Source organism: Agrobacterium larrymoorei (assembly GCF_013322225.1).
In the GTDB taxonomy this organism is placed as follows: Bacteria; Pseudomonadota; Alphaproteobacteria; order Rhizobiales; family Rhizobiaceae; genus Agrobacterium; species Agrobacterium larrymoorei_A.
On the sequence record NZ_JAAMFB010000006.1, the window covers coordinates 33,315 to 46,283 of the forward strand.

General features: G+C 57.3%; 8 protein-coding genes and 1 pseudogene. 6 read left to right on the forward strand and 3 right to left on the reverse strand.

The annotated features are described in order from the left end of the window. The first annotated feature begins 344 nt into the window (after positions 1-344). The 3 genes and pseudogenes from glyS to G6L28_RS02705 all read left to right on the forward strand — a co-directional run bounded on the left by glyS (position 345) and on the right by G6L28_RS02705 (position 3,393). Positions 345-2,708, forward strand: a complete 2,364-nt coding sequence (gene glyS, locus G6L28_RS02695) for a glycine--tRNA ligase subunit beta (RefSeq protein WP_174062246.1) — start codon at positions 345-347, stop codon at positions 2,706-2,708. Between the two features lie 43 nt (positions 2,709-2,751). Beyond that, positions 2,752-3,077, forward strand: a pseudogene (locus tag G6L28_RS02700) (type II toxin-antitoxin system RelE/ParE family toxin). Position 3,078: 1 nt separating this feature from the next. After that, positions 3,079-3,393 carry a transcriptional regulator gene (locus G6L28_RS02705; protein ID WP_174062247.1) on the forward strand — a complete coding sequence of 105 codons (315 nt, stop codon included), beginning with the start codon at positions 3,079-3,081 and terminating at the stop codon, positions 3,391-3,393. 64 nt (positions 3,394-3,457) lie between these two features. Here the strand turns inward: G6L28_RS02705 and G6L28_RS02710 are convergent, their stop codons facing one another. From G6L28_RS02710 to purD, 3 genes are all read right to left on the reverse strand, one after another. Further along, a complete protein-coding gene (locus G6L28_RS02710; protein ID WP_174062248.1) occupies positions 3,458-5,287 on the reverse strand; it encodes a methyl-accepting chemotaxis protein in 1,830 nt (609 codons plus the stop codon). Between the two features lie 276 nt (positions 5,288-5,563). Then, complete coding sequence (locus tag G6L28_RS02715; protein WP_174062249.1) at positions 5,564-6,019, reverse strand: plant virulence effector HPE1-like domain-containing protein; 456 nt, start codon at positions 6,017-6,019, stop codon at positions 5,564-5,566. A 114-nt stretch (positions 6,020-6,133) separates the two neighbouring features. Then, on the reverse strand, positions 6,134-7,408 hold the full coding sequence (purD, locus tag G6L28_RS02720) for a phosphoribosylamine--glycine ligase (RefSeq protein WP_174062250.1): 1,275 nt from the start codon (positions 7,406-7,408) through the stop codon (positions 6,134-6,136). 335 nt (positions 7,409-7,743) lie between these two features. Here purD and G6L28_RS02725 point away from each other — a divergent pair, with 335 nt between their 5' ends. The 3 genes from G6L28_RS02725 to ubiA all read left to right on the forward strand — a co-directional run bounded on the left by G6L28_RS02725 (position 7,744) and on the right by ubiA (position 12,943). Next, positions 7,744-10,056 carry a Tex family protein gene (locus G6L28_RS02725; protein WP_174062251.1) on the forward strand — a complete coding sequence of 771 codons (2,313 nt, stop codon included), beginning with the start codon at positions 7,744-7,746 and terminating at the stop codon, positions 10,054-10,056. Between the two features lie 380 nt (positions 10,057-10,436). Further along, positions 10,437-11,693: an SAM-dependent methyltransferase gene (locus tag G6L28_RS02730; protein WP_174062252.1), complete on the forward strand. Its 1,257-nt coding sequence runs from the start codon at positions 10,437-10,439 to the stop codon at positions 11,691-11,693. Between the two features lie 296 nt (positions 11,694-11,989). Continuing rightward, on the forward strand, positions 11,990-12,943 hold the full coding sequence (ubiA, locus tag G6L28_RS02735; protein WP_174062253.1) for a 4-hydroxybenzoate octaprenyltransferase: 954 nt from the start codon (positions 11,990-11,992) through the stop codon (positions 12,941-12,943). The last annotated feature ends 26 nt before the right edge of the window (positions 12,944-12,969 follow it).

The window sequence follows — 12,969 nt, forward strand, 5'->3', positions numbered from 1 at the left end:
GAGTGTAAGCAAATTGCTTACTTGAATTGCGGACAGGTGCCATGGCTAGGGGTTACAGGTCAAGACATCTGTATGGAGGTGAATATTAAAGGTATGAGCATAGCTGAGAATATTTTTAAGAAAAAACGCAAAAATATTTCCCTTTAGCTTGTTTTACGCTCTTCAATCCCGCGGGCACGAGGCCTGTTCTGCTCTCAGATACAAGGCAAGACGTTAATAACAAGGAGACTTCGGCGGTGGTGGTGGAGGAATTAAGCGAACCTTTTTTATTCATAACATTGTGCATTCACCGGAAATTTTGCTAGCAGAGGCCAAAGAAAATCCATCACACCGGAAATTGACCAATGCCTGATCTTCTGCTCGAACTTCGCTCCGAAGAAATCCCCGCCCGCATGCAGCGCAAGGCGGCGGGTGATCTGAAGAAGCTTGTCACCGATGCGCTGGTGGAAAGAGGGCTGTCTTACGAAGGTGCGCGCGAATACTGGACGCCGCGCCGCCTGACGCTGGATATTCGTGGATTGAACGCCCGCTCTGCCGATGTGCGCGAAGAAAAGAAAGGCCCGCGCACGGACGCAAACGAGAAGGCCATCGAGGGCTTTCTGCGCGGTGCTGGCCTCTCCGATATTTCGCAGGCGCAGGTCGTTTCCGATCCGAAGAAGGGTGATTTCTACGTCGCCATCGTCAACAAGCCGGGCCGCCCTGCCGAAGAGATCATTGCCGAGGTCATGCCCGGCATCATCCGCTCCTTCCCATGGCCCAAGTCCATGCGCTCCGGCTCCGCCTCCATGCCGAAGGGTTCGAGCTTTGGCGGTATCGAGGGCAAGGGTTCGGAAAGCCTGCGCTGGGTGCGCCCGCTGCAATCGATCGTCTGCATGTTCGGGCCAGAGCATGATGAGACGCAGGTCATCCCCTTCGAGATCGATGGCATCGTGGCGGGCAACGTGACCTATGGCCATCGTTTCCACGCACCGGAAGCCATAACCGTGCGCCGCTTCGATGACTATGTGGCAAGCCTTGAAAAGGCAAAGGTCATTCTGGATGCCGAGCGCCGCAAGGATATCATCCTGCACGACGCCAAGGATCTGGCTTTCGCGAACGGCCTCGACCTCGTGGAAGATGAAGGCCTGCTGGAAGAGGTCTCTGGCCTCGTGGAATGGCCGCAGGTTCTGATCGGCACCTTCGAGGAGGATTACCTCGAAATCCCGGCGGAAATCATTCGCCTGACAATCAAGACCAACCAGAAGTGCTTCGTCACCCGTCCGCAGGGCGCGAGCGAAGGCCTGTCGAACCGCTTCATTCTGGTCTCCAACATTCAGGCGACCGATGGCGGCAAGGAAATCATCCACGGCAACGGCAAGGTCGTGCGCGCCCGCCTGTCCGATGCCAAGCATTTCTGGACGCGCGACCAGGGGGATCTGCCGGACCTTGAAACGCTGAAGGAATCCGCCGCTAAATTCGGCCTGGACCTCGCCAAGCCTCTCGACCAGCGCATGGCAAAGCTCGACGCCCTGAACGTCACCTTCCACGCCAAGCTCGGCACGCAGGGTGAGCGCGTCGCCCGCATTCGCGAACTCGCGAAACAACTCGCCCCCATTGTCGGTGCCGATGCCGCTCTGGTAGACCGTGCCGTCGTTCTGGCCAAGGCGGACCTGCGCACCGAAGCCGTGGGCGAATTCCCCGAACTTCAGGGCCTGATGGGCCGCAAATACGCAGCTCTCCAAGGCGAAAACGAAAGCGTCGCCGCTGCCATCGAAGAACACTGGAAGCCGCAGGGCCCAACCGACGCCGTTCCACGCGACAAGGTTTCGCTGACGGTCGCGCTCGCCGACAAGCTCGACACCCTCGTCGGCTTCTGGGCCATCAATGAAAAGCCGACAGGTTCGAAAGACCCGTTCGCGCTGCGTCGTGCGGCGTTGGGAGTGATGCGGATTATTCTGGAGCGGAATGTGCGTTTGCCGTTGATAGAAGCTACAACGCAGGCAAACCGAGCGGCTGCTGTTCAATTGTTTAATAACGATAAGGCGTTTTACGAGGCTGATTTCGAGAACGATGACGGTGAAACTGAATACGTTCTTGCACCGTATTATGCGAACTATCGAAGGGATGAGGAGTTTGCTATTAACCTCATCCATGAAGAAGGTTGCCACCTTAGTTTAGGTGACGAGCGCAAAGGCATATTGAGCTTTGGCAGTGAGGTCATCTCCTTCTTCCACGACCGCCTGAAGGTCTACCTGCGCGACCTCGGCGCACGTTACGACCTCATCGAATCTGTGCTGACACCCGAGTCGGATGACTTCCTCATGGTCGCCCGCCGCGTCGAAGCCCTGACGGCCTTCATCACTGGTGAAGACGGCAAGAACCTGCTGGCAGGCACCAAGCGCGCCACGCAGCTGCTCGCCGCCGAAGAGAAGAAGGGCACTGTCGTTGCGGACGGAGTGTCAGAAGACCTGCTGAAGCTCGACGCGGAAAAGGCGCTCTACGCGGCCATCAAGAACGCATCCGCCGATGCGGCCACAGCCGTTGAAGCAGAGGACTTCCGTTCTGCCATGCAGGCACTGTCCACGCTGCGCGCGCCAGTCGACAATTTCTTCGAAGATGTCCTCGTCAACGACGAAGACGCCGCCATCCGCGCCAACCGTCTGGCTCTGCTGAAAGCGATCCGCGAAGCGACCGGCACCGTAGCGGACTTCTCGAAGATTACCGCTTGAGTAAGACTTCTGCATGGTAACGTTTATGGTACTATAGCGCATGATCAAGATCGTTGAATATCTCGATCAAAGTGGTGCAAGCCCTTTTGAGCGCTGGTTCAATAAGCTAGATGCACGGGCAGCCTCAAAGGTGACGATTGCCTTGACGCGCCGCGCATGGGACAAGGTAATTTCTCGAACGTCAAAACAGTAGGACTGGGGGTTCTGGAATACAGGATCGATTATGGGCCGGGCTACCGCATCTATTTCGGCAGGGATGGTGAAGCGCTGGTCATTTTGTTGGTAGGTGGTACCAAGACCAGACAGCAGAATGACATCGAAGCGGCTCATAGCTACTGGCAGAGTTACAAATCCAGAAAAGGGTCTTGATGTGGCACTGACGCGAGAATTCAAGGAAACGGTGAGAGCGAGGGTTGAGAGCGATCCGACCTTTCGCGCCGCCTTGCTTTCCGATGCGGTTGAATTGTTACTGGAGGGCGATGTTGAAACTGGCAAGGCCGTGCTTCGCGATTTCATCAATGCAACGATTGGCTTCGAGGCCCTAGCGGTGGAAGTTGATATGCCTCCAAAAAGCCTGATGCGGATGTTCGGCCCGAAAGGCAATCCACGCGCCGACAACCTGTTCACTGTGCTTCATGCACTTCAAAGAGATTCCGGCATCCACCTCGCAGTCGCGGCGGAGTAGTCATTCAATAAAAACGCCGGAGATTCTCCCCGGCGTTTTTGTTTGTATCGATTTCCGAAAGTGATCAGCTTGCCATGCGCATCTGCTGCGCCATGCCGTGCAGCGAGCCGGATTGATGCTGCGAGACGCGGAAGGTGCGGATCAGGTTCAGCAGTTCTTCCGTGTCCGCGGCCAGCGCTTCTGCCGATGCGGTGGTTTCCTCCGCCATTGCCGCATTGTGCTGCGTCGCCGCATCCAGCTGGTTCAGCGAAGAAGAGATGGAGCGCAGTGTCGTGTCCTGCTCGGCTGCGGAATGAGCAATCTTGGTAACGATTTCGCTGGCCGATTTGATCTGGTTGGAAATTCGCTTCAGCGCATCGCCCGCTTCCCCGACCAGCCGCACACCGTTTTCGACCTGGGTGGATGAGCGGGCGATCTGGTCCTTGATCTCCTTTGCAGCCGCGGCAGACTTCTGCGCCAGTTCACGCACTTCCTGCGCAACGACCGCAAAGCCCTTGCCTGCCTCTCCGGCACGCGCCGCTTCCACGCCAGCGTTGAGCGCAAGAAGGTTGGTCTGGAACGCAATGTCGTCGATGACGCCGATGATCTTGGAAATCTCATCCGCAGACTGCTCGATGCCGCTCATCGCGCCGATCGCTTCTTCCACGATGGTGTCGCTGCGTCCCGCGTCGCCGCTGATGGAATTGACCCGCTTGGCGGCCTCGCTTGCCCCTTCCGAGGTCTGGCGTACCGCCACGGTCAGCTCGTCGAGTGCAGCGGAGGTCTCTTCCAGATTGGCAGCCTGACGTTCCGTGCGTTGTGACAGTTCGTTGGAAGCCTTGCGAATTTCGTCCTTCGAGCCACCGATGTCGATGCTCTTTGCATTGACCTTTGCCATGGCGGCGTCGAGATGCGAGAGGGCTTCATTGAAGTTGTCGCGAAGGCCGGAGTAGCGCGTGCCAAGATCACGGCAACGCACGGTCAGGTCGCCAGCGGCGAGTTTTTCCAGTGCTTCGCCGATGGTGGATACCACGCGGGCCTGCACTTCCGCCTCGTCGCGCTGCATGTCGGAGTTGGTCTGGCGTTCCGCATCCAGTTGCAATTGCTGCTCTTCCTGACGCGCCTGCATGGCATGGCGTTCGCGCACCTTCTGCTGAAGCGAGGCGGTGGCTTTTGCCATAAGGCCGACTTCGTTCTTCTTTTCCGTGTGCGGAATGGGCAAGTCGACATTTTCGTTGGCAACTTCGCCAAGCGCCCGGTGAATATCGCTCAATGGTCTGGTGATGCCGCGAATAACGTAATAGGCGAGCGCGAGACCAAGGCCGAATACCAGCAAGCCAACCGACAGGGCGTTGATGATCGTGGAGCGGACCTGTGCCTGAAGGTCATCGACATAGACACCGGTGACGACGACAATCTGCCAGGGTTCGAACGCCATGGCATAGGAGCTTTTGAGGAAGCTGTCGCCCTGCTCACCGGGCTTGGGGCCGAGGAAGTTGACCTGACCGCCGCCGGAGCGCGCCAGCCGTACCAGTTCATCGCGATAGGCAAAGCCCTGGCTATCCGCCTTGCCCTTGAAGTTCTGCCCCACGCGCTTCGGGTCCGGATGGAACATCATGTTGACGTCGTAGTCGTAGCCGAACATATAGCCGTCCGGCACATATTTCATGGAGGAAACGATGGCGAAAGCCTGTTTCTGCGCGTCTTCGCGGCTCAGCGTCCCTGCTTTTTCCTTGTCGTAAAAGGATTGAAGGATGGAGATCGAAGACTGCACCTGCGTGCGCAACATGCCGTAACGCTCTTCATAGATGGCGTTGACGGAAGATTTGATCTGGAAATACGTCGCCAGAGTGAATGCCGCCATGAGCGTAATCACCAGCAGGATCAATTGGCGGGAAATAGGGAGGTTCTTCATCGGTGCTCGCGATATGGCGTTCACCGCGCGGTCCACGCGATGAAACAGGAATATATAAAATGGGACTTTGCGCATCCTGCGCTTCGTTCGTGCTGCATCGCACATTCAAGCACCGAGGAAGCTTCAGAATATTGAATAAAAGCTTAAATAAGCAGGCGCTTGCGTTGCCTGACAGGTATAATATTTGATTTTTATCAAAATAGTTTTCGAGGAAACTATTTCCAGTTGTCCTGACGCGGGGCGTGCTGACTCTGGATATACGTTACCGAGCCTGCCTTACTGAGCTCTGCGCAAAGGCGTATCGGTCAGATTTTCGAGCAGGCTGAGATCGCTTGGTCGTTCTGTTTCCGGCTTGGCTTCCACGGCGGAAGTCGTCACTGCGGCATCGACAGGTGCCGATTGCTGTGTTGCCATTGCCGCCGCCGTCGTTGCGGCGGGAAGCCACATGGGATTTGCGCTGACGTAGGTTACGGGCGATCCACCGAGCCAGGCCTCGGTGCGAACAGTTTCCTTGCGTCCGCTGATTTCCCGCACGGATATGTTCTGCGTACCCGGCTCGATAGCTGGTGCTGCGATCTCCACGGCAGGCGCGGCGGGTGCAGGGCAGAATGCGCAGCTGATCGAGATAACGCTGTCGTTCGAGGTTCTGTCGCCGCGAATATGTTCGATGGAGCCGGCCATGGCCGAACCGCTTGCCAGCATCAGGGCGAGTGTCAAAACAACCTTGCGCATCGAAAGCTCCATAGCCTGCGGTCTTGTCGCCGCGTGAACATGAAAGCGACCTTACGCAAGGTTCGTTTTTATTGGGTCACGATTATTGGTAAAAATTGAGCGAAAGGCGGATTGTCATTTCGCCTTTTCGCGCGCCACCGCCTGCCAGCCGATATCGCGGCGGCAGAAGCCGTTGTCCCATTTCACCTTGTCCACGAGGGCATAGGCTCGCTCCTGCGCCTCGCTTACGGTGCTGCCGAAGGCAGTCACGTTCAGCACGCGCCCACCGGTCGCCACAAGCTGCCCATCCTTTAAGGCTGTGCCAGCATGGAACACCTTGGCCTCAGCGCTCTCCTGCGGAAGGAAGGAGATCGGCGTGTTCTTGTCGTAAGAGGCAGGATAACCTTTGGAAGCAAGGACGACAGTCAAAGCCGGTTCATCGCGCCATTCCGCTGTGACCTGATCCAGCGTGCCGGTGGCGGTCGCATAGAGGATCGGCAGGAGATCGCTCTTCAGCCGCATCATCAGAACCTGACATTCGGGATCGCCGAAGCGGACGTTGTATTCGATCAGTTCCGGGCCTTTCTTCGTGATCATCAGGCCCGCAAAGAAGACGCCGGAGAAAGGATTTCCATCCTTTGCCATGCCCGTGATCGTCGGCTCGATGATCTCCTTCATCGTGCGCTGAACCATTTCATCGGTCATCACCGGGGCAGGGGAGTAAGCACCCATGCCGCCCGTGTTCGGGCCGGTATCGCCATCGCCAACACGCTTGTGATCCTGCGCGGTGGCCAGCGCCAGAGCCGTCTTGCCGTCGGAAAGGCAGAAGAAGCTCGCCTCTTCGCCATCGAGAAAGGCCTCGACCACCACTTCAGCACCTGCCGCGCCAAATGCACCGTCGAAGCAATCATCAATGGCGGCAAGCGCTTCGGCTTCCGCCATGGCAACGGTCACGCCTTTGCCAGCCGCCAGACCATCTGCCTTGATGACGATTGGCGCGCCCTGTTCGCGGACATAGGCTTTCGCCGGTTCGGCAGCCTTGAATCGCCGGTAGGCGCCGGTCGGAATATCGTAGCGGGCGCAGAGATCCTTGGTGAAACCCTTGGAACCTTCCAGTTGTGCGGCAGCCTTGGAGGGGCCGAATGTGGCAATGCCTGCTGCGCGAAGATCATCCGCCAGACCCGCAACCAGAGGCGCTTCCGGGCCGACGACGACGAAGTCGATACCGTTTTCTTTTGCAAAAGCGATCACGGCTGCATGGTCTTCGACATTGAGCGACACCAGCGTCGCATGGTCTGCAATACCGGGGTTGCCGGGTGCGGCATAAAGTTTGGTCAGCTTTGGGGATTGGGCAATTTTCCATGCCAACGCATGCTCGCGACCACCGGAACCGATCAACAGAACTTTCATGCTCAACACCCCTGTTTCGAATTCCTTGCGGCGTTAAGGGCAGGGGGGCGAAAGGTCAAGACGTATATGGAGATTTGCCGGGTGTAAGTGTGGCGAGAGGAAGTCGATTTCCCCTCCGTCATGCCGGACTTGATCCGGCATCCAGTCGACGCGCGTCTGCGCGGCGAAAGGAGTCCTTTCAGACCAAAGACTTGGTCTGACTAGACCCCGCATCAAGTGCGGGGTGACGGAGGGTGGAGCCATGCTTTTCTGTGGAATCGCCGCGCCACCGTGTTGTCATGCCATAACCAGCCTCTATGTTCGGGCGGATATTCAAGAACAGTTCAGAGAACCATATGTCCGCAGATAACGCCCGCCTTGCTCCGACCATCGCTTCCGAAATCAATGCCCGTGCCGAACAGGTGAAGGCGGCGATACAGTTGCTGGATGAGGGCGCAACGGTTCCCTTCATTGCGCGCTATCGTAAGGAAGCAACGGGCGGGCTCGACGACACGCAGCTACGCACATTGGCCGAGCGGCTGTCCTATCTGCGCGAACTCAATGCCCGCCGCGCTTCCATCGTTGAAACCATCAACGGTCAAGGCAAGATGACCGACGAACTGATGGTGAAGATCATGCAGGCGGCGACGAAGGCGGAACTGGAAGACCTTTATCTTCCCTATAAGCCCAAGCGCCGCACCCGTGCCGAGATTGCCCGCGAACGCGGCCTCGGCCCGCTGGCGGATGCGATATGGGAAAACCGCGCCGCCGATCCGGCCAAGCTGGCTGAGGCTTATGTTCAGGGTGAGGTTGCCGATGTGAAGGCTGCGCTGGAAGGTGCGCGCGATATCGTGGCCGAAACCATGACGGAAAATGCCGACCTGCTGAAGCGGCTGCGCGAATATATGCGCCAGAACGCCATGCTCCGCGCCAAGGTGGTGGATGGTAAGGAGGCGGCAGGTGAGAAATTCTCTGACTATTTCGACCACACGGAAAAATGGGCCACCGCACCCGGCCACCGCGCGCTCGCCATGCTGCGCGGCTGGAACGAAGAGGTGCTGACGCTGACCATCGATGTGGATGCGGACGACCCGTCGCCGGTCAAGCCCGCACAGCGCACCATCGCCAGCACCTTCGAAATCCGCAACTCTGGTCCTGCCGATCAATGGCTGATGGATGTTGCAGGCTGGACCTGGCGCGTGAAGCTTTCCATGTCGCTCTCGCTCGACCTGATGCGGGAACTGCGAGAGCGGGCAGAGGAAGAAGCGATCCATGTTTTCGCCCGCAATCTGAAAGATCTGCTTCTGGCAGCGCCCGCCGGTTCGCGCGCAACAATGGGCCTCGATCCGGGCATCCGCACCGGCGTCAAGGTCGCTATCGTCGATGGCACCGGCAAGCTCTTGGACACGACGACTGTTTATCCTTATCCCCCGAAGAACGATATTCGCGGCACGCAGGCAGAGCTTGCCTCGCTTATCCGCAAGCATAATGTAGAGCTGATCGCCATCGGTAACGGCACCGGCAGCCGCGAGACGGAGAAGCTGGTGGCCGATATGCTGACACAGATCACAGGGCCGAAGCCGACCAAGGTTATCGTGTCGGAAGCCGGGGCTTCGGTTTACTCCGCATCCGAGCGTGCGGCGGCGGAGTTTCCAAATCTCGACGTCTCGCTGCGCGGTGCCGTCTCCATTGCGCGGCGCCTGCAAGACCCGCTGGCGGAACTGGTGAAGATCAAGCCGAAATCCATTGGCGTCGGGCAGTATCAGCATGATGTGGATCAGGGCAAACTCTCTCGCTCGCTGGACGCGGTGGTGGAAGATGCGGTGAATGCCGTGGGCGTCGATCTCAACACTGCCTCTGCGCCACTGCTGGCGCGGGTTTCCGGTCTCGGAAGCTCCATTGCCGATGCCATTGTTCTGCATCGTGATCAGGTCGGTCCATTCTCCAGCCGCAAGGAACTCTTGAAAGTGCCGCGCCTCGGGCCGCGTGCATTCGAACAGTGCGCGGGCTTTCTGCGCATTCCAAACGGCAAGGAGCCGCTCGACGCATCCTCCGTTCACCCGGAAGCCTATGTCGTGGCCAAGAAGATCGTTGCCGCCTGCGGTCGTGATTTGAGAACCCTGATGGGTGATAGCGCCACGCTAAAAGCGCTGGACCCGAAGACATTCATCGATGAGCGCTTCGGTTTGCCGACCGTAAAGGACATCATCGCCGAACTGGAAAAGCCGGGCCGCGACCCTCGTCCAAGCTTCAAGACCGCGACTTTTGCGGACGGCGTGGATGAAATCACCGACCTGAAGGCCGGCATGTTGCTGGAAGGGACCGTGACCAATGTGGCGGCCTTCGGGGCATTCGTGGACATCGGCGTCCATCAGGATGGTCTGGTCCACGTCAGCCAGTTGGCTGACCGCTTCATAAAAGACCCGCATGAAGTGGTGAAGGCCGGTGACGTGGTAAAAGTCCGTGTGGTGGAAGTGGATGTAAAGCGCAAGCGCATCGCACTCACCATGCGCAAGGATGGCGGCGAGGCCGCTCCTCAGCCCATGCGGGAAAAGGGTAACGCCAGCGCCATGCGCCACGCCAGTGCCAAGCCTAAAGATCGCAACGAAGGGTCGCAATCTGGTGGCGCGTTGGCTGCGGCTTTGGCAGAGGCGATGAAGCGGCGGTGAGGGAGGGGAATGACCCCTCACCAAGAAAACCTAAGACTTAGCTTTCGCTAAGATCAAGGTTTTCTATCCTCTCCCACAAGGGTAGAGGAAAAGGCGCAAGCGGCGCGGCGTCCACCCTATCTCTCCCCCTTGTGGGAGAGAAAGCAATTTCAACATCTTAGCGCTAGCTAAGTGTTAGAAATTGCCAGTGAGGGGTTTGTTTGGGCTACTCACCTTAAGCCGAAACTTGTCATCATGACAGGCTTCCGACTCAAAGCGAACGCTGAAAAACACAGCTGAAATCATTCAATATTTTTGAAAACCACCCATCTTGAAACTTCGCCGGAAAGCGATACGGTAACATCGACTTGATAAGTGAGACTTAGCTTATTGGGGGTAAGATGGCCTCGTCTCTGCATGCGTTGTTCGAGAAAATAGTCAAAACCGGAAATCTCATCGTTACCGGCCCTGCCGGGCTACAGGCTTATGGCGATGGCACTGGCAAAAGGGTGGCTCTCAATTTTACAGATGAAGCCGCCATGCAGGAAGTCGCTACCGATCCGGCGCTGAAGCTTGCCGAGACCTATATGGAAGGACGGATGAGTGTCGTTGAAGGCGACATCTATGATTTTCTGACCCTCATCAAAAGCAACACCCTTAGCGAATCGCTGACATTCGGCATGATCTGGCGCGGCATGGCCCGCATCATCGCCTCGCGGATCAAGATGCATCTGCCGGTCAATCACAACAAGAGCAACGTTGCCCATCACTACGATCTCAGCGCCAAGCTGTTCGACCTGTTTCTGGACGAGGACTGGCAGTATTCCTGCGCTTATTTCAATCCGCCCGGTATTTCGCTGGACGAGGCTCAAGTTGCCAAGAAACGTCACATCGTCGCCAAGCTGGTGCCCGAACCGGGCCAGCGCGTGCTGGAAATCGGTTCCGGCTGGGGTGGCATGGCCATGTATCTGGCCGAAAGCTCGGATGTGGATGTGACCGGTATCACGCTCAGCGAAGAGCAATTGCGGGTTTCCCGTGATCGCGCAACAAAGCGCGGCCTGACGGACAAGGTGCGATTCGAACTTCAGGACTATCGCTATCTTCCAGCTTCCAAAAAATACGACCGCATCGTCTCGGTTGGCATGTTCGAACATGTCGGGCCGACGCATTATCGCGAATATTTCCAGAAGGCGGCTGAGGTTCTGGACGATCATGGCGTGATGCTGCTGCACTCCATCGGCCAGCCCTATCCGGCGCTAGCCACCAATCCCTTCATCGAAAAATATATTTTCCCCGGTGGCTACATTCCCTCACTGGCAGAGGTGGCGCCAGCTATAGAAAAATCCGGTCTGCTTGTGCGGGATGTCGAAATTCTGCCGATGCACTATGCCTACACGCTTCGCCACTGGCGGGAGCGATTTGTGGCTCGCAAGGCGGAGGCGGTCGCCCTTTACGACGAGCGCTTCTTCCGCATGTGGGAATTTTATCTGGCCGGTTCCGAAATGGCTTTTTCCCACGAGAACTTCCACATTCTTCAGATCCAGCTGGCCAAACGAGGGGATGTGGTGCCGGACAACCGGGATTATATCGCGTGGAATGAAGCGCGGTTGGCGGAGTTCGATAAGGTGCGTAGGCCGTTGGAGAAGGTTGAGTTTTGATTGGGGCGGAAGCCGACCCCTCACTTGCAATTTCTAACACTTAGCTAAAGCTAAGATGTTGAAATTGCTTTCTCTCCCACAAGGGGAGAGATAAACCCAGCCGCGCCCTTACGGCTATTTTACGGTTTGGTGAGCATCGAAGCGGTGCGGCCTTTTCCTCTCCCCCTGTGGGAGAGGATAGAAAACCTCGATCTTCGCAAAGCGAAGTCATAGGTTTTCTTGGTGAGGGGTTCGCTTTCGGTAACACACATCGAAAACCCGTTCCGCTTTCCCCACCAATAGGCTAGAACGCAGCCATGGTTGACAACAGCGATCTTTCTGGCCGCGTTTCGGACGCGCCGTCCAATAATTGGGTGTATCGGATATTGCCGAGGAGCCTATGGCCCTATGCGCAACTGGCCCGCTGGGATCGCCCCATCGGCTGGCAGCTTTTGATGTGGCCGTGCTTCTGGTCGGCGGCTCTGGCGGCGAATGCGGCGAAATCACTAGGGGACTTTTCGTGGGGCCTGCTGCTGTTCCACCTGTTCCTGTTTTTTGCCGGTTCGGTCGCCATGCGGGGTGCGGGTTGTACCTATAATGATCTGGTCGATCACAGAATAGATATGGCGGTGGCGCGAACGCGATCGAGGCCGCTGCCATCTGGCAGGGTCAGCCGAACACAGGCCAAGACTTTCATTGTCTTGCAGGCGCTGGTCGGGCTTGCGGTTCTGCTTTGCTTCAATGCTTTTTCGATTGCTCTCGGCATAGCGTCGCTTATTTTCGTGGCGATCTACCCTTTTGCGAAACGCTTCACCCACTGGCCGCAATTCTTCCTCGGGCTTGCCTTCAACTGGGGAGCGCTGATGGGCTGGGCGGGTCAGTTTGGGTCACTATCCATTTCGCCGGTGCTTCTTTATGTGGGCGCGATTGCCTGGACGATCGGATATGACACGATTTATGCTCATCAGGACAAGGAGGACGATGTGTCTGTCGGCATCGGTTCGACAGCGCTTCTGTTCGGGGCTAAGACACATGGCTGGCTGATTGGTCTTTATGGCACAGCTTTGCTGTTCTTGGTTCTGGCGTTCGCAACGGCGGGTGTTAACATCCTGGCCTATTCAGGACTTGCCATCGCAGCTCTGATGCTCATCCGGCAGATCGTCGTTCTCGATATCGATAATGTCGCACAGTGCCTTGCACTGTTCAAATCCAACAATCGTGTCGGCGTGCTGGTTTTCATCGGGCTGATGCTGCCGCTGGTGTTTGGATAAGGCATTTCCAGCAAAAGTGCCCAGCG

Coding starts and splice junctions, on each gene's coding strand:
- glyS (WP_174062246.1), top strand. CDS start 345: ATGCCTGATCTTCTGCTCGAACTTCGCTCCGAAGAAATCCCCGCCCGC.
- ubiA (WP_174062253.1), top strand. CDS start 11,990: ATGGTTGACAACAGCGATCTTTCTGGCCGCGTTTCGGACGCGCCGTCC.
- G6L28_RS02725 (WP_174062251.1), top strand. CDS start 7,744: ATGTCCGCAGATAACGCCCGCCTTGCTCCGACCATCGCTTCCGAAATC.
- G6L28_RS02730 (WP_174062252.1), top strand. CDS start 10,437: ATGGCCTCGTCTCTGCATGCGTTGTTCGAGAAAATAGTCAAAACCGGA.
- purD (WP_174062250.1), bottom strand. CDS start 7,408: ATGAAAGTTCTGTTGATCGGTTCCGGTGGTCGCGAGCATGCGTTGGCA.
- G6L28_RS02710 (WP_174062248.1), bottom strand. CDS start 5,287: ATGAAGAACCTCCCTATTTCCCGCCAATTGATCCTGCTGGTGATTACG.
- G6L28_RS02715 (WP_174062249.1), bottom strand. CDS start 6,019: ATGCGCAAGGTTGTTTTGACACTCGCCCTGATGCTGGCAAGCGGTTCG.